The following is a 14,663-nucleotide window of genomic DNA, read 5'->3' on the forward strand; positions in this document are numbered from 1 at the left end:
GGTTAGCTGCACCATGTCGGCTCACCGATGCCTCTGACCTGCCGAAGCTCGTCGACGGACCGGAACCCGCCGCTCGCCGTGCGGTGGTCGATGATGTGCTGCGCCAACACCGGCCCGATCCCCGGCAGGGTCTCGAACTGCTCCTTGGTCGCCGTGCTCAGGCTCAGCGGCGCCGCCGGGCCGGGCAGACCCGCCCCGTCCGCCGCACCGGAGGCATCCTGGTCGGCCTGTGCCCGGGGCAGTCCGACCCGGACCTGCTCACCGTCCATGAGCACGCGCGCCCGGTTGAGCCCCGTGTCATCGGCTCCGGCGCGCACTCCGCCCGCCGCCCGCAGCGCGTCCGCCACCCTGGAACCGGCCGGAAGACGCTGAACGCCAGGCCGGTGCACCTTGCCGGCGACATCCACGACGATCTCCGCCGCCGATTCGGGAGGAGGCGCAGGCGGGGCGCCCGCGACCGGACGGGGTGCCGCGCCCCCGGCTCCGGCCCGTAAGGAATCCTCGGCCACCGCCGCATCCCCCACCGCCTCGGGCGCCCGCACCTCCTGCGGGCGTACGGACCAGAAGTGGAGCGCGGCGAGGCCGACGGCCACCAGCAGCACCACGGTCAGGGCCGCGAGCGCCCGTGGTGCCAGGCCCCATCTGAGCCGCACCCACAACAGCACCTGGTCCCCGAGCCCCACCGACGCGCGCCCGGCCCGCACGGCCCCCAGCGCCTGCGCCTGCTTCCGCGCCTGCGTCGGCCCGTCGGCCTGCTCGTGCCCCTGGACCTCGGCCTGCTCCTGGGTGCCCGCCCCCGTCCTGTCCTCAAGCAGGGGGTCCGTCTCCGGGGGCTGCGCGTCCGCCATCAGCGCGTCCGCCCGCCGTCGAGCCGCCGCGGCGGCAAGGGCGGCCCGGCCTCGCGCGGACCCCCTCCCGCCGAAACGGACGCCGGGCGAAGCGCCGGGGCGAGCCCCCGCCCGGCCGCCCGGACGGAGGCCGGGACCCCGGCGCCTCCGAGGCCCGGCCGCCGGAGCGCTGTCAGCAGCAGCCGGTTCCGCACCACCCGAAGGAGCAGGCGGGGAGGGAGAAGGAACCGACGACGGAGACGGAACCGACGACGGAGACGGCGTGGACGTGTGGTCGGGAGGCAACACCCGAGGAGTTCGCAGGGCCATGCCTCACGACGTTAGGCACCATCACGAGAACCCGCTGAGCAGCCCCGATTCCTGTGGACAACAGGCCAGTTGTGGATATCCCGGCCACCCGTACGAGGGTTGGGGAACCGTCACCGGGGCGAGATCACCGCGCCCAGCAGCCCCGGCCCCGTGTGCGCCCCGATCACCGCGCCCACCTCGCTGACATGGAGGTCGGCCAGGCCCGGCACCCGTTCCCGCAGCCGCTCCGCCAGCCGCTCCGCCCGCTCCGGTGCGGCGAGGTGGTGGACGGCGATGTCCACCGTCGCCCCCCCGGCCCGCTCCGCCACGATCTCCTCCAGGCGTGCGATGGCCTTGGAGGCCGTCCGGACTTTCTCCAGCATCTCGATCCGGCCCCCGTCGAGCTGGAGGATCGGCTTCACGGCGAGCGCGGAACCCAGCAGCGCCTGTGCTGTGCCGATACGGCCGCCCCGGCGGAGGTACTCGAGGGTGTCGACGTAGAAGTAGGCGGATGTCCCGGCGGCCCGCTTCTCCGCCGCCGCCACGACCTCGTCCAGGCTTCCGCCCGCCTCCGCGCTCTCCGCCGCCGCGAGCGCGCAGAACCCCAGGGCCATGGCGACCATGCCGGTGTCCACCACCCGTACCGGGATCGGCGCGTCCTTCGCCGCCAGCAGCGCGGCGTCGTACGTGCCCGAGAACTCCGCCGACAGGTGCAGGGAGACCACGGCGTCGGCCCCGGCCCCGGCCGCCGCCCGGTAGGTCGCGGCGAAGACCTCGGGGCTGGGGCGGGAGGTGGTGACGGAGTGGCGTTTCTGCAGGGCCTGGGCGAGTGAGCGGGCCGAGATCTCCGTGCCCTCCTCCAGCGCCTGACCGCCCAGGACGACGGTCAGCGGCACCGCGGTGATGCCGTGCCGTTCCATCGTCCGGGGCGGCAGATAGGCCGTTGAATCAGTGACGACAGCGACATGGCGGGACATGTGCCGGAGGTTACCTGCCGCGGTGGGTGTCCGGGAGTCCGGCCCCGGCCGTCCGATCATCCACGGTCACTTCGGAACACGTCCTGTCACCCTCGGCCACGGACATCCGGTCGCCTCCCCCACCACACTCGGCCACGCACCACCGCGGGCGCCCCCCGACACCGCGAGACGCCCCCTCCCCGTCACACAGCAGGGCGCCACCCACCGCCCCCACGGGATTCCACCGCCGTGCGGGCAGGCCCGTCCGCCCTCAGTTGGTCGTCTCCGGTCTGGCCGACTTCTGCCACGGATACCGTGTCCGCACGTGCGGGTCGGGCGCGGTGATCGCCTGTGGGGTGCCCTCGCGGGCCGGGCCGCCCCAGGGCTCGTCCGCCGTGCTGCTGTCGCCCGCCCCGGAGGCCGGTGCGGGCCAGTCCGCCCCGGTGTCGGCCCCGGCGCCCCGGCCCCGGGAAGTGCCTTCTCCGCCGGAGGCGGCCCCGGTACCCGACGGCTCCTCCACCGCCCAGTGCCGCAGGGCCCCCGCCTCGATGTCGATCTGCGCGTTCAGCGCGTCCAGGTCGTCGTCGGCGAACTGCCGGGCGCGGTCCCGGGCCGCCCAGCGCAGCGAGTCCGCCGAGTGCGTGATCCGCTGTGTGCGCTCCCGGAGCTGCGGGAGCAGACCGGCGACCGTCGCCCGGTCCGGCTCGCGCTCCAGGCGCTTCAGCTCCTCGTCAAGCTCCAGGCCGTGGGCGCTCAGCCGACGGAAGAGGTCCACCGACTCCGCGAGCGAGGGGTCCTCCGCCACTCCGGCGTGCAGGGCGTCCTGGGTGGCGCGCATCGAGGTCCGCAGGGAGAGCCGGAGCTGTGCCAGCTCCCCGGCCACACCCGTCTGGCCGAAGCTCTTGGCGCGCAGCGTGGTGTCCTCCACCGTGCGCCGGGCCTGGGTGATGGTGCGGTCCATCCCGCGCTTGGCCGCGCCGACGGCCTTGACCGTCAGATAGACACCCAACGCGACGAACGCGACGAAGAGCAGCGCCAGGATCGTGATCGCGGCTTCCATGAACGCCCCTCGCTGTCTCGATGCGGCCCGCCGGTACCGGTCGCCCCCTCCACGGTAAACGGAACGGGCGGACCGAGGGTTCCCCCGGAACCCCCAACCTGCCCGTAGGGGATGGCCCTGATCACGTACGGGAACCACCCGCGGCACCGCCCGCGGCGGCTTTCACGCCCGGGTGACGGTCGCCGCGGCGACCGTCACCCGACGCCCGTCATGCCGGGACGATGTTCACCAGCTTCGGCGCGCGCACGATCACCTTGCGGATCCCCGCCCCGCCCAGCGCCGCGACGACCGCCTCGTCCGCCAGGGCCAGCGCCTCCAGCTCCTCGGCCGTGATGGAGGGCGAGATCTCCAGGCGGGCCCGGACCTTGCCCTTGATCTGGACGACGCAGGTGACGGTCTCGTCCACCACGTACGCCGGGTCGGCCACCGGGAAGTCCTGGTGGACGACGGAGTCGGTGTGGCCCAGTCGGCGCCACAGCTCCTCCGCGATGTGCGGGGCCAGCGGGGCGATCAGCAGGACCAGCCGCTCGGCCACGGACCGCGACAGCGGGCCGCCCGCCTTCGTCAGGTGGTTGTTCAGCTCGGTGACCTTGGCGATGGCGGTGTTGAACCGCATCGCCGCCATGTCCTGGCCCACCCCGTCGATGGCCTTGTGCAGGGCGCGCAGGGTGTCCTCGCCGGGCTCCGTGTCGACGACGGTGACCTCGCCCGTCTCCTCGTCCACCACGTTGCGCCACAGCCGCTGCAGCAGCCGGTACTGGCCGACCACGGCACGCGTGTCCCAGGGGCGCGACACGTCCAGCGGGCCCATGGCCATCTCGTACAGGCGCAGGGTGTCGGCGCCGTACTCGGCGCAGATCTCGTCCGGGGTGACCGCGTTCTTCAGGGACTTGCCCATCTTGCCCAGGACGCGGCTGACCTTCTCGCCCTGGTAGAAGAAGGCGCCGTCGCGCTCCTCCACCTCGGCGGCGGGGACGGCGATGCCCCGGCTGTCGCGGTAGACGAAGGCCTGGATCATGCCCTGGTTGTACAGCTTGTGGAACGGCTCGGCCGAGGAGATGTGACCCAGGTCGTACAGCACCTTCGACCAGAAGCGCGCGTACAGCAGGTGCAGCACGGCGTGCTCGGCGCCGCCCACGTACAGGTCGACACCTCCGGTGGGCTGCCCCTCGCGCGGACCCATCCAGTACTGCTCGATCGACGGGTCGACCAGCTGGCGGTCGTTGTTCGGGTCCAGGTAGCGCAGCTCGTACCAGCAGGAACCGGCCCAGTTGGGCATGGTGTTGGTCTCGCGGCGGTACTTCTTGGGGCCGTCGCCCAGGTCCAGCGTCACGTCGACCCAGTCGGCGTTGCGCGACAGCGGGGTCTCGGGCTGGGCGGAGGCGTCGTCCGGGTCGAAGGTGCGCGGGGAGTAGTCCTCGACCTCCGGCAGCTCCAGGGGCAGCATCGACTCGGGCAGCGGGTGGGCGATGCCCTCCTCGTCGTACACGATCGGGAAGGGCTCGCCCCAGTAGCGCTGGCGGCTGAACAGCCAGTCGCGCAGCCGGAAGTTGACGGTGCCCTCGCCGACGCCGTGCTCCCGCAGCCACTCGGTGATCCTCGCCTTGGCCTCGACGACACCCAGGCCGTCCAGCGAGATCTCCTCGTTGGCGGAGTTGACCAGCTTGGCGTCGTACGAGCTGAAGGCGTCGTCCCAGGTGGCGGGGTCGGTGCCGCGGTCGTCGGAGGGCTGGACGACACAGCGCATCGGCAGCTCGAAGGCACGCGCGAAGGCGAAGTCGCGCGCGTCGTGCGCCGGTACGGCCATGATCGCGCCGGTGCCGTAGCCCATCAGGACATAGTCCGCGATGAAGACGGGGACCTTCTCCCCGCTGACCGGATTGGTGGCGTACGCGCCGGTGAAGACACCGGTCTTGTCCTTGGCCTCGGCCTGCCGCTCGACGTCGGACTTGGCGGCGGCCTGCTTGCGGTACGCGGTGACGGCCTCGGCCGGCGTCGCGTGGCCGCCGGTCCACACCGGGTGGGTGCCCTCGGGCCAGGCGGCCGGAATGATCCGCTCGACCATGTCGTGCTCGGGGGCCAGCACCATGTACGTGGCGCCGAACAGGGTGTCCTGGCGGGTGGTGAAAACCGTGATGCCGCCCGCGCTGTCGACCGGGAACTCGACCCGGGCGCCCTCGGAGCGGCCGATCCAGTTGCGCTGCTGGAGCTTGATGGCGTCGGGCCAGTCCAGCCCGTCCAGGTCGTTCAGCAGCCGGTCGGCGTAGGCGGTGATGCGCATGTTCCACTGGCGCAGCTTGGCCTTGAAGACGGGGAAGTTGCCGCGCTCGGAGCGGCCGTCGGCGGTGACCTCCTCGTTGGCCAGCACGGTGCCCAGGCCGGGCGCCCAGTTGACGGGGGCGTCGGAGGCGTACGCCAGGCGGTACTCACCCAGCAGGTCCGCGCGCTCGGCGGCGCTCAGGGCGCTCCACTCACGGCCGTCGGGGGTGGCGCGGGTGCCGTTCTCGAACTGCTCGACCAGTTCGGCGATCGGGCGGGCCCGGTCGGCCTCGGTGTCGTACCAGGAGTTGAAGATCTGGAGGAAGATCCACTGCGTCCACTTGTAGTAGTCGGAGTCGATCGTCGCGAAGGAACGGCGCTTGTCGTGGCCCAGGCCCAGCCGGCGCAGCTGGACCTTCATGTTCTCCATGTTGGCCTCGGTGGAGACCCGGGGGTGCGTGCCGGTCTGGACGGCGTACTGCTCGGCGGGGAGGCCGAACGCGTCGAAGCCCAGGGTGTGCAGCACGTTGTGGCCGGTCATCCGCTGGTGACGGGCGTAGACATCGGTGGCGATGTAGCCCAGCGGGTGTCCGACGTGCAGCCCCGCGCCCGAGGGGTACGGGAACATGTCCATGATGAACTTCTTGGGCTTGGCGGCCAGCTCCGGGTCGCCCGCCAGGTCACCGGTCGGGTTCGGCGCCTCGTACGTCCCCTCGGCATCCCAGAAGTCCTGCCAGCGTGCCTCGATGTCGGCGGCCATCGCCGCCGTGTAGCGGTGCGGCGCGGCCGTCTCGGCAGCGGAATTCGTCTCGCTCATGATCCTCAAAGCTCCATCGATCGTCATCTGCCGGGAAACGAAAAATCCCCTCGCACAGGAGGGGACGCCGCGCTGACTCCGACCAGGCGTTCTCACCGGCCGGGACTGTTCAGCGCGGCTCGCTAAGCAGAAGGCGTACGGCACGCATGGCGCCAGGGTACCGCACGTGCCCGGAGGGGAGCGGGGAGCGACCGGAGGGCGGACGCCACTCCCCCGTGGCGCACGGAAACGGGGCCGGTGGCGCCCGGCGACGGTTCCGCAGGGCCGGGAGAACGGCCTCCTGAAGGCGCGGGACAAAGAGGTTACTCGGCGTACCGACTTCTATCGGGGCAACCGCGCAAAGCCCGTACTGGTCGGTATGGGGCGCCCTAGCATGCGGCAACGGGACCGCTTTGCCGAACTGTTCGGAGTCGCCCCCATGAACCCTCATCGCAAGATCCGCGTATCCCCCTCCATGAGCCCCGGAATGAGTCGGCCGGTACAAGGCGGTCTGACTGTCGTCGCGTTGATATTCATCCCTCTGCTCGCCGTCGCGGGGAGCGACGCCTTGCGTGCGACCCTCGACTTCACCACCGGCGTCCTGTCGCTGGTGTCGCTCAGCGCGGCCGTCGCCTGGGGCCTGCTGGCCACGGACCGGCTGTTCCTCTCCACGCGGCAGCGGATCGTCTGCCAGGGCGTCCATCGGGCCACGGCCGTGGCCGCGCTCGGCTTCCTCCTGCTGCACGGAACCGTGAAGATCGCCCTCGGCCATGTCTCCCTGGTCGGTGCCCTCATACCCTTCGGCCTGGGTGTCACGGGGACGGCGGGGCTGATCGGCTTCGGCTCGCTGGCCGGACTGCTGATGGTGGTCACGGCCGCGACCGGCGCCCTGCGCAGCGCGTTCGCGCAGCCCTCCGCCACGGCCACCCGGCTCGGCCAGTCGCTGGGCTCCCCCAGGGAGGCGGGCGGGATCGCGGGGCGGTGGCGCGCCTTGCACGCCCTGGCCTATCCGGCCTGGTGCGCCGCGCTGATCCACGGCCTCTACGCGGGGCGGCCCCCGGCCACCTGGGGCGTCGTGATGTACGGGCTCTGCCTCACCGGCGTCGCCGGTGCCCTGTGCCTGCGGCTGCTGCCCCCGCCGACGAAGCGCCGGATCACCGACCGGATCGTCGCGCTGCTCGACCCGGACGCGGGGTTCGACGTGCCGGACCCGGTACTGCGCGGCCCCGCTCGGCCCGACCCTGAGCGCGGTGTATCTCCCGGCGACCCCGTGGGGTGGCGTGAGCCGGAGGGGGAGGTCCGGGGCACCCCGGTGCGCCCGCGCACGCTCTCGGCGCCGCCGGCTCCGCCGATGCCGCCGCCCGTGCCGCTCTCCGGCTCGTACGGGGCCCGCCCACCGAACGAGACGCGGCCTCTGCCCCTGCATGAGACGCAGCCCCTCCCCGCAGCACCACCCTTCGACGCGGCGCCTCCTCCGCACGAGGCGCCGACGGAGGTGCTGTACGGGACAGCGCCGTCGTACGGGTTCCAGCCCCCGGCGTACGAACCGCCGCCGCGCCCCTCCGACCGGCTCGCCGACGGCCCTGCGGGCGGGCCCGGGATCTCGGCCGGATACCGCGCCGTCTCACGGGCGGGCGGCCCGGTACGCCCGCCGGGCGCCCGATGGCCCGCCCCGTCCCCCGCACCGCCCGCACAGGCCCACCACGGCCCGCAGGGGGCCGAGCACACCTACGCGCCCCCACAGGAACCACCGCTGTACACACCGCCGCTCCAGGCGACGCCACCGCTCCCCACCACGCCTTCCTATGGCGCACCGGCCTACGGCACAGCCGGCGCGACACCCTCTTTCGACACCGCCCCGACCGGCACCGCCGGCCCCGCCGGCCCCGCCGAGGAAGCGCTCCATCCCTACCGGGCAGCGGCCCCGGCCCCCGAACCCCACACCGACATACCCACGCCTCTGCCCACAGCCTCGCCCGGCGCCGGCGCCGGGGCGTTCTCCGCGCCCCCGGCGGCCGGCGAACCCTGGCACGCACCCGCAGGAGATCGACCGTGAACGTCCCCCTTCCCGACGTGCCCGAGGTCCGCGTCGTCGGCCTGCCGCAACTGACCACCGGTTTCGACCTGGTGGAGCGGCTCGACCTCGCCATGCACCTGAAGGTGCACGGGCCCCTCGAACCGGTGACCGGTGAGCGGCTGGCCGAGCTGGCCGAGGCGATATCCCTGCGGGGGCGGGGCGGTGCCGGGTTCCCCTTCGGCAGGAAGCTGCGGGCGGTGGCGAAGGCGTCCGTCCGGCGCGGGGTGCGGCCGGTCGTCGTGATCAACGGGAGCGAGGGCGAGCCCGCCTGCCGCAAGGACACCGTCCTGCTCAACCGCGCCCCGCACCTGATCCTGGACGGGGCCCTGCTGACCGCCGAGGCGCTCGGCGCGCGCACGCTGGTCGTCGCCGTCACCCGCAACTCCACCGAGGTCTCCGTACGCGCGGCGCTGGCAGAGCGCGGCCTCTCCGACCGGCGCGGCCAGCAGCTGCGCGCCCGGGTGGTCCGCACCCCCGAGCGCATGGTCTCCGGTGAGGCGTCCTCGGTGATCCGGGCGGCGAACGGCGGCCCCGCACTCCCCCCGGGCCGGCGCGAGCGGGCGGCGGAGGCCGGGGTCGGCGGTGCGCCGACCCTGCTGTCGAACGCGGAGACGTACGCCCAGCTCGCCGTCGCCGCCCGGATCGGCCCCCGCCGCTACGGGCACACAGGGCTGCCGAGCGAGCCGGGCACCGTGCTGCTCACCGTGTCCGGCGCCGTGGCGCGGCCCATGGTCATCGAGGTACCGACGGGGGTGCCGCTGCGGTACATCCTCCAGCTGGCCGGGGCCCCGCCGCTGCCCCAGGGGGTGCTGACGGGCGGCTACCACGGCAACTGGATCGACGCGGCCGCCTGCCACAACGCGGTCATCTCCCGCGAGTCCCTGGCCACCGTCGGCGGTGCGCTGGGCGCGGGTGCGGTCCTGCCGATCGGGCCGGAGACCTGCCCGCTCGGCGAGTCCCTGAGGATCGCGAACTGGCTGGCAGCCGAGACCGCCGGGCAGTGCGGTCCGTGCAAGCTCGGGCTTCCGGCCGCGGCGGGCGGGCTCTCCGACGTACTGAACGGCGGTGGGCCGGCCGCGCTGGAGGCCCTGCGCGAGGTGACCCTGGCCGTGAAGGGGCGGGGGGCGTGCAAGCATCCGGACGGGTCGGCGCGGTTCCTCATGTCGACGCTGTCCGCGTTCACGGACGACCTGGCGGCCCATGTCCTGGACGGCGGCTGCGGCCGTGAGACGGCCGGTGTGCTGCCACTGCCCGCCTCCGGCTACCAGGACCTGGAGGAGTCGATCCCGAGCGGCGAGAAGCTGGCGGTGGACTGGACGCTCTGCCAGGGCCACGGCCTCTGCGCGGACCTCGTTCCCGAGCTGATCCGGCTGGGCCCCGACGGCTATCCGGCGCTGGCGGACGCCTCGGTTCCGATGCATCTGCGCGGGCGTGCCCAGCGGGCCGTACGGCGCTGCCCGGCGCTGGCGCTCCGGATCGAGCAGTCGGCCGCCGAACAGCGGCCCGCACTGCCCGCCGTCAACCGGCGGGCCCTGGGCGGTGGCGGACGAGGCTGAGCGCCCGGCGGGCAGGTGCTGACACGAAGGAAGCGGGCCACCCGATCCGGGTGGCCCGCTTCCTCACTGTGGAGCTAAGGAGAATTGAACTCCTGACCTCCTGCATGCCATGCAGGCGCTCTACCAACTGAGCTATAGCCCCTTGCTGTCCGCCGCCCGGTTCCCCTTGGCGACATCGAGAACATTACACGGTCCCCCCGGTGCTCCACCAAATCGTTTCCCATGCGTGCACATATGCCCGAATTATTCCGTGCGTTGAGCCGTCACCCGCAGGTCAGAGGGGTGGGACGTCAGGCCGTCGCGAAGGAGTAGAACCGCTTGAGGGTGCAGTGCTCCTCCAGGAGCCGCCCGTAGATCGGCTCGCCCTCCAGCTCGCGGTAGGTCTCGATGGGGTCGCCTTTTATGATCAGCGCCCGCGCGCATTCCTCGCACCAGTACTGGTATTCGGCGTTGATCGGGTCCATGTCCCTGACAATGGGCGTGCCGCTGCCGCACCAGTCGCACTTACGCCTGTGGGCACCCATCAGTCAGCTCCAGCTGTGGCCGCAGGCCGTACACGCGCAGGAGACCCCTCCGTCGCCGCCCAGGACCTGGGCCACGTGGAACGAACCACAGGACGGGCGGCCGAGCCGGGATCGGTCGTCGGACGATACGGGGCCGGGTGACGGGGCGATGACCAGGGGCAGGTCGGGGACGTGTTCGCGACTCGCAGGCATCGCGCTCCCTCCCGATCGGTCCGTCGCCCCCTCCGGCGCTCCGATTCTGCCATGACCCCGCAAGGGGGTCAGCCCGCTTCACAGGTCCTCGCGGAAGATCCCCACGTGGGGGCCTCACGCAGAAGATCCCGCCCCCAGATTGGGGACGGGATCCTCGATTGTGGAGCTAAGGAGAATTGAACTCCTGACCTCCTGCATGCCATGCAGGCGCTCTACCAACTGAGCTATAGCCCCGCTGTTCGCTCTGTTTCCCTGCGTTTCCGCGCTGCGAACAAGAAGAACTCTAGCCTGTGACCTGCCGGAAAGTGAAATCCGGCCCCGGCGACCCCGGGGGGGGCGGGCCCGGAGATCCCGTCGGGCGGCCGTCATGGCCCGGCGGCCCCGGTCGAGGCCCCGGGGCGTGTCCGGCGGATCAGGACCGGCGGGGCCCGACACGTCCTAGTCGTCGTCGCCGAGCACCGGCTCCGGCAGGGTGCCGGCGTTGTGCTCCAGCAGGCGCCAGCCGCGCGCGCCCTCGCCCAGGACGGACCAGCAGCAGTTGGTGAGCCCGCCGAGCCCCTCCCAGTGGTGCGCCTCCAGGCCCAGCAGCCGACCGATCGTCGTCCTGATCGTGCCGCCGTGGCTGACCACCACGAGCGTGCCGTCGACGGGCAGCTTGTCGGCGTGCTCCAGGACGACCGGGGCCGCCCGGTCGGCGACCTCGGTCTCCAGCTCGCCGCCGCCCCTGCGGACCGGCTCGCCGCGCTTCCACGCGGCGTACTGCTCGCCGTACCGCTCGACGATCTCCTCGTGCGTCAGCCCCTGCCAGGCGCCCGCGTACGTCTCGCGGAGCGCGGAGTCATGGGCGACGGTGAGGCCGGTGACCGCCGCCAGCTCGGCGGCCGTGGCCGCCGCCCGCCGGAGATCGGAGGCGACGACGGCATCGGGCTTCAGCGAGGCGAGCAGCCGGGCGGCCCGGCGGGCCTGCGCGACGCCCTCCTCGGTCAGCTCGATGTCCGTGGAACCCTGGAAGCGGCGCTCCAGGTTCCACGCGGTCTGGCCGTGCCGCCAGAGGACGATCCTGCGGCCCCTGCCGCCGCGACTGCCGTTCAGCTCGGGTCGCCTTCCGTGCCGCCGTTGAGCTGTGCGTGCTCCTCGGCCTTGCCGCGGGTCTTGACCGCGTCCTCGGGAAGGGCGATCTCCGGGCAGTCCTTCCACAGGCGCTCCAGCGCGTAGAAGACGCGCTCCTCGCTGTGCTGGACGTGGATGACGATGTCGACGTAGTCGAGGAGGATCCAGCGGGCGTCGCGGTCGCCCTCGCGGCGCACCGGCTTGGCGCCCAGCTCCTTCTGGAGCCGCTCCTCGATCTCGTCGACGATCGACTTGACCTGGCGGTCGTTGGGGGCCGAGGCGAGCAGGAAGGCGTCGGTGATCGACAGCACATCGCTGACGTCGTAGGCGATGATGTCGTGCGCGAGCCGGTCGGCGGCCGCCTGGGCGGCGGCGTTGATGAGCTCGATGGAGCGGTCCGTGGCGGTCACATGCAGGCTTTCGTCGGCGGTCGGATACAACCCCCAGGGTCTCACGGACCGCCGACAACCCTTCCCTCCCGCCGACGTCGGCCTTTCCGCCTCCGGCTATTTGATCTTGTAGTTCCGGCCGAGTACGGCGGACACGTCCGCGTTGGCCGCGGGCTCGCCCTGCTTCACGGCCCCGGCGGGCAGCCCCAGGGTCTTGGCGACCTCCGTGGCCTTCTCCTTGTCCTCGGCGCTCCGGTAGATCACGACGGACTCGGCCTCGTCCTCCGCCCTGCCGCTGTCCACGAAGGCGTAGCCGCCGTTGACCAGCGAGATCCGGGCGGACTCCGGGGCCTTGGTGTTCCCGGTCGCGTTGCGGACGGCGACCCTGAGGGGGGCGCCCTCCTCAGGGGCCTTCACCGTGCCGCCGAGGACGTCCTTGACGACGCTGCGGGTGGCCGCGTCGGTGAGCGTGCCGTCGTCCTGGACCGGCAGCAGCATCGTCTTGTAGTCACCGATCTTGGCCCGCGAGGCCAGCTTGGCGAGCGAGGCGCCGAGGTCCTTCTCCGGCAGCGACGGGTCCAGGACCTGGGCCAGCGTCTCCACGGTGACGGTCGCCGCCTTGGGGTCCTCCGAGATCTTGCGCAGCACCGCGCGCATGACCTCCCCGAACCGGGTCAGCTGCTTGGCCTCGGCCTCGCCGGGGGCCAGGTAGGTGGCGTACGCGACGGCCATAGGACCGCTGAGCGTCTGCGCCTCCCCCTTCTTCACCAGGGGATCGGCACCCTTCTTGGCGTCGGGCACATCGATGTCGGTGTCCATCTCGATGTTGCCGACCTGCTCGACGAGGATCTCCAGATACGGGGTGTCCAGCCGCCAGGTGCCGCTGATCCTGGTGCCCAGAAGCGTCTCGACGGCCTCCCGGGTGCCGCTCCGGCCGTCGTCGTCGACGGACTTGCCGAGCGTGATGGTGGAACCGTCGTCGCCCGCCACGGCGAGGGTGTTCGGCAGCAGGACGGTGGTGCCCTGTCTGGTGGTGGCGTTGTCGACGAGCAGGGCCGTCGACGTGCCGCCCTTCTTGGTGTTGTGCAGGTGGACCACGATCACGTCGCGCTGCTGCGCACCGGCGGCGACGGTCTTCTTCTCCTGCGGGCCGGAGAGGCCGGGGATCAGGTCGGCGGACCAGAGGTAGCCGACTCCGCCGACCACCACGAGCACGCCGACGACGATCAGCGCGATCATCCGGTTACGGCCCTTGCGCCGGGCCTCCTCGCGCCGCTCGCTGCGGCTCTCGGTGAACTTCAGCCAGTCGATGACGTCTTCGGAGTCCTCGTCGGGCTCCTCGATGAACGAGAACTGCTCGGTGCGGTAGTCGGGCGCGGGGCGGCGCTGCCCGGGAACGGCGGGGTCGGCCCCGGTCTCCGCCCGCGACGAGGGCCCGGAGCCCCCCTCGGATGCCCGGTCGGCCCCCCGGTCGGCCGCGGGCCGGGCCGTCGGCTGCTGCTCCTGGGGTGTGTGCTGAGGTGCCTGTTCCGGCGCGGGGGCGGTGCCCTGCTGCGGGATGTTCCACTGGTCGGTGTCGACGGCGGCGGGCTGCTGACCAGCGGCGTATCCGTAGTCGGTGTAGCCGCCGTATCCGTACCCCTGGCCCTGGCCCTGGCTCTGTCCCTGCCCCTGGGCGTATCCCTGGTCGGTTCCGCTCGGGTGCTGCTGTTGCTGCTGGGCCGCGTAGGGGTCGTACGGCTGGGCCGGGTACTGCTGGGACCGGTTGTACGGGTCGTAGCCGTACTCCGTGTCCGGGACCTGGCTCTGGCCCTGTCCCTGGCCCTGCTGGGCGGCGTAGGGGTCGTACTGCTGCCCGCCCTGCTCCTGCCCGTGCTGCTGGTACACCGGCTGCCCGTACTCGTCGTAGCCGATGATCTGCGGCTGCTGGTAGTACGGGTCGTGGCCGTACGGGTACTGTCGGTCGTTCACCGGTGCCCCTCTCCGTGGCTCAGTCGCCGCGGTACAGCTGGCGCTTGTCGATGTAGCGGACCACGCCGTCCGGCACCAGGTACCAGACCGGCTCCCCCTGCGCGACCCTCTCACGGCAGTCCGTGGACGAGATCGCCAGCGCGGGCACCTCCACGAGGGAGACGCCGCCCTCGGGAAGCCCGTCGTCCGTGAGCACGTGACCCGGCCGGGTCACACCGATGAAGTGGGAGAGCGAGAACAGCTCCTCCGCGTCGCGCCAGGTGAGGATCTGGGCGAGCGCGTCGGCGCCGGTGATGAAGAAGAGGTCCGCGTCGCCGTGGACCTCGCGCAGGTCCCGCAGCGTATCGATGGTGTAGGTCGGTCCGCCACGGTCGATGTCACTGCGGCTGACCGAGAACTGAGGATTGGACGCGGTGGCGATGACCGTCATCAGATAGCGGTCCTCGGCCGGGGAGACCTTCTTGTGGCTCTTCTGCCACGGCTGCCCGGTCGGGACGAACACGACCTCGTCGAGATGGAACTGGGCGGCCACTTCACTGGCCGCCACCAGGTGTCCATGGTGGATCGGGTCGAATGTCCCGCCCATGACGCCGATGCGGCGTTTGCCGGGGCCGGTAGGCACTTCCTGCTCTCCCAT

The 14,663-nt window shown here is 72.3% G+C and carries 12 protein-coding genes and 2 tRNA genes; 2 read left to right on the top strand and 12 right to left on the bottom strand.

What is annotated here, in order from left to right; genetic code table 11:
* Window positions 1–2 precede the first annotated feature (2 nt).
* The 4 genes from AC0682_RS18720 to leuS form a co-directional block, all read right to left on the bottom strand.
* The gene (locus tag AC0682_RS18720) at window positions 3–848 is read right to left on the bottom strand and encodes a ComEA family DNA-binding protein (protein ID WP_478533978.1); all 846 of its coding nucleotides are present in this window, start codon (window positions 846–848) and stop codon (window positions 3–5) included.
* Between the two features lie 419 nt (window positions 849–1,267).
* Window positions 1,268–2,113 (bottom strand): DegV family protein, encoded by an 846-nt coding sequence (locus tag AC0682_RS18725; protein ID WP_478533979.1) that lies wholly within the window; start codon window positions 2,111–2,113, stop codon window positions 1,268–1,270.
* A 250-nt stretch (window positions 2,114–2,363) separates the two neighbouring features.
* Window positions 2,364–3,152 carry a hypothetical protein gene (locus AC0682_RS18730; protein WP_478533981.1) on the bottom strand — a complete coding sequence of 263 codons (789 nt, stop codon included), beginning with the start codon at window positions 3,150–3,152 and terminating at the stop codon, window positions 2,364–2,366.
* A 208-nt stretch (window positions 3,153–3,360) separates the two neighbouring features.
* Window positions 3,361–6,228, bottom strand: coding sequence for a leucine--tRNA ligase (gene leuS, locus AC0682_RS18735; RefSeq protein WP_478533983.1), 2,868 nt, complete (start codon window positions 6,226–6,228; stop codon window positions 3,361–3,363).
* 466 nt (window positions 6,229–6,694) lie between these two features.
* On the opposite strand from leuS, the gene AC0682_RS18740 reads away from it, so the two are divergent.
* Window positions 6,695–8,263, top strand: coding sequence for a ferric reductase-like transmembrane domain-containing protein (locus AC0682_RS18740; protein ID WP_478533985.1), 1,569 nt, complete (start codon window positions 6,695–6,697; stop codon window positions 8,261–8,263).
* Window positions 8,260–9,840 carry an NADH-quinone oxidoreductase subunit NuoF family protein gene (locus AC0682_RS18745; RefSeq protein WP_254812583.1) on the top strand — a complete coding sequence of 527 codons (1,581 nt, stop codon included), beginning with the start codon at window positions 8,260–8,262 and terminating at the stop codon, window positions 9,838–9,840. Before AC0682_RS18740 ends, AC0682_RS18745 begins: the two co-directional genes overlap by 4 nt.
* Before the next feature lie 69 nt (window positions 9,841–9,909).
* Here the strand turns inward: AC0682_RS18745 and AC0682_RS18750 are convergent.
* The 8 genes from AC0682_RS18750 to nadD form a co-directional block, all read right to left on the bottom strand.
* Window positions 9,910–9,982 (bottom strand) — tRNA-Ala (locus AC0682_RS18750).
* A gap of 148 nt (window positions 9,983–10,130) precedes the next feature.
* The gene (locus AC0682_RS18755) at window positions 10,131–10,364 is read right to left on the bottom strand and encodes a hypothetical protein (protein WP_018487125.1); all 234 of its coding nucleotides are present in this window, start codon (window positions 10,362–10,364) and stop codon (window positions 10,131–10,133) included.
* A 3-nt stretch (window positions 10,365–10,367) separates the two neighbouring features.
* On the bottom strand, window positions 10,368–10,556 hold the full coding sequence (locus tag AC0682_RS18760; RefSeq protein ID WP_254812582.1) for a hypothetical protein: 189 nt from the start codon (window positions 10,554–10,556) through the stop codon (window positions 10,368–10,370).
* Between the two features lie 161 nt (window positions 10,557–10,717).
* A tRNA-Ala gene (locus AC0682_RS18765) sits at window positions 10,718–10,790 on the bottom strand.
* Window positions 10,791–10,994: 204 nt separating this feature from the next.
* The gene (locus tag AC0682_RS18770; protein ID WP_254813270.1) at window positions 10,995–11,648 is read right to left on the bottom strand and encodes a histidine phosphatase family protein; all 654 of its coding nucleotides are present in this window, start codon (window positions 11,646–11,648) and stop codon (window positions 10,995–10,997) included.
* Entirely contained in the window at window positions 11,645–12,076 is a 432-nt protein-coding gene (gene rsfS / locus AC0682_RS18775) for a ribosome silencing factor (RefSeq protein WP_053563007.1), read from the bottom strand. Before rsfS ends, AC0682_RS18770 begins: the two co-directional genes overlap by 4 nt.
* 96 nt (window positions 12,077–12,172) lie before the next feature.
* The gene (locus AC0682_RS18780) at window positions 12,173–14,026 is read right to left on the bottom strand and encodes an LCP family protein (RefSeq protein ID WP_478533987.1); all 1,854 of its coding nucleotides are present in this window, start codon (window positions 14,024–14,026) and stop codon (window positions 12,173–12,175) included.
* 19 nt (window positions 14,027–14,045) lie between these two features.
* The gene (nadD, locus tag AC0682_RS18785; protein WP_029395131.1) at window positions 14,046–14,663 is read right to left on the bottom strand and encodes a nicotinate-nucleotide adenylyltransferase; all 618 of its coding nucleotides are present in this window, start codon (window positions 14,661–14,663) and stop codon (window positions 14,046–14,048) included.

Source organism: Streptomyces sp. NPDC043746, from assembly GCF_056436485.1.

Excerpts from the sequence above, each read along its gene's own strand:
- AC0682_RS18760 (WP_254812582.1), bottom strand. The coding sequence starts at position 10,556 with ATGCCTGCGAGTCGCGAACACGTCCCCGACCTGCCCCTGGTCATCGCC.
- AC0682_RS18740 (WP_478533985.1), top strand. The coding sequence starts at position 6,695 with ATGAGTCGGCCGGTACAAGGCGGTCTGACTGTCGTCGCGTTGATATTC.
- nadD (WP_029395131.1), bottom strand. The coding sequence starts at position 14,663 with ATGGGAGAGCAGGAAGTGCCTACCGGCCCCGGCAAACGCCGCATCGGC.
- leuS (WP_478533983.1), bottom strand. The coding sequence starts at position 6,228 with ATGAGCGAGACGAATTCCGCTGCCGAGACGGCCGCGCCGCACCGCTAC.
- AC0682_RS18720 (WP_478533978.1), bottom strand. The coding sequence starts at position 848 with ATGGCGGACGCGCAGCCCCCGGAGACGGACCCCCTGCTTGAGGACAGG.
- AC0682_RS18755 (WP_018487125.1), bottom strand. The coding sequence starts at position 10,364 with ATGGGTGCCCACAGGCGTAAGTGCGACTGGTGCGGCAGCGGCACGCCC.
- AC0682_RS18725 (WP_478533979.1), bottom strand. The coding sequence starts at position 2,113 with ATGTCCCGCCATGTCGCTGTCGTCACTGATTCAACGGCCTATCTGCCG.
- AC0682_RS18730 (WP_478533981.1), bottom strand. The coding sequence starts at position 3,152 with ATGGAAGCCGCGATCACGATCCTGGCGCTGCTCTTCGTCGCGTTCGTC.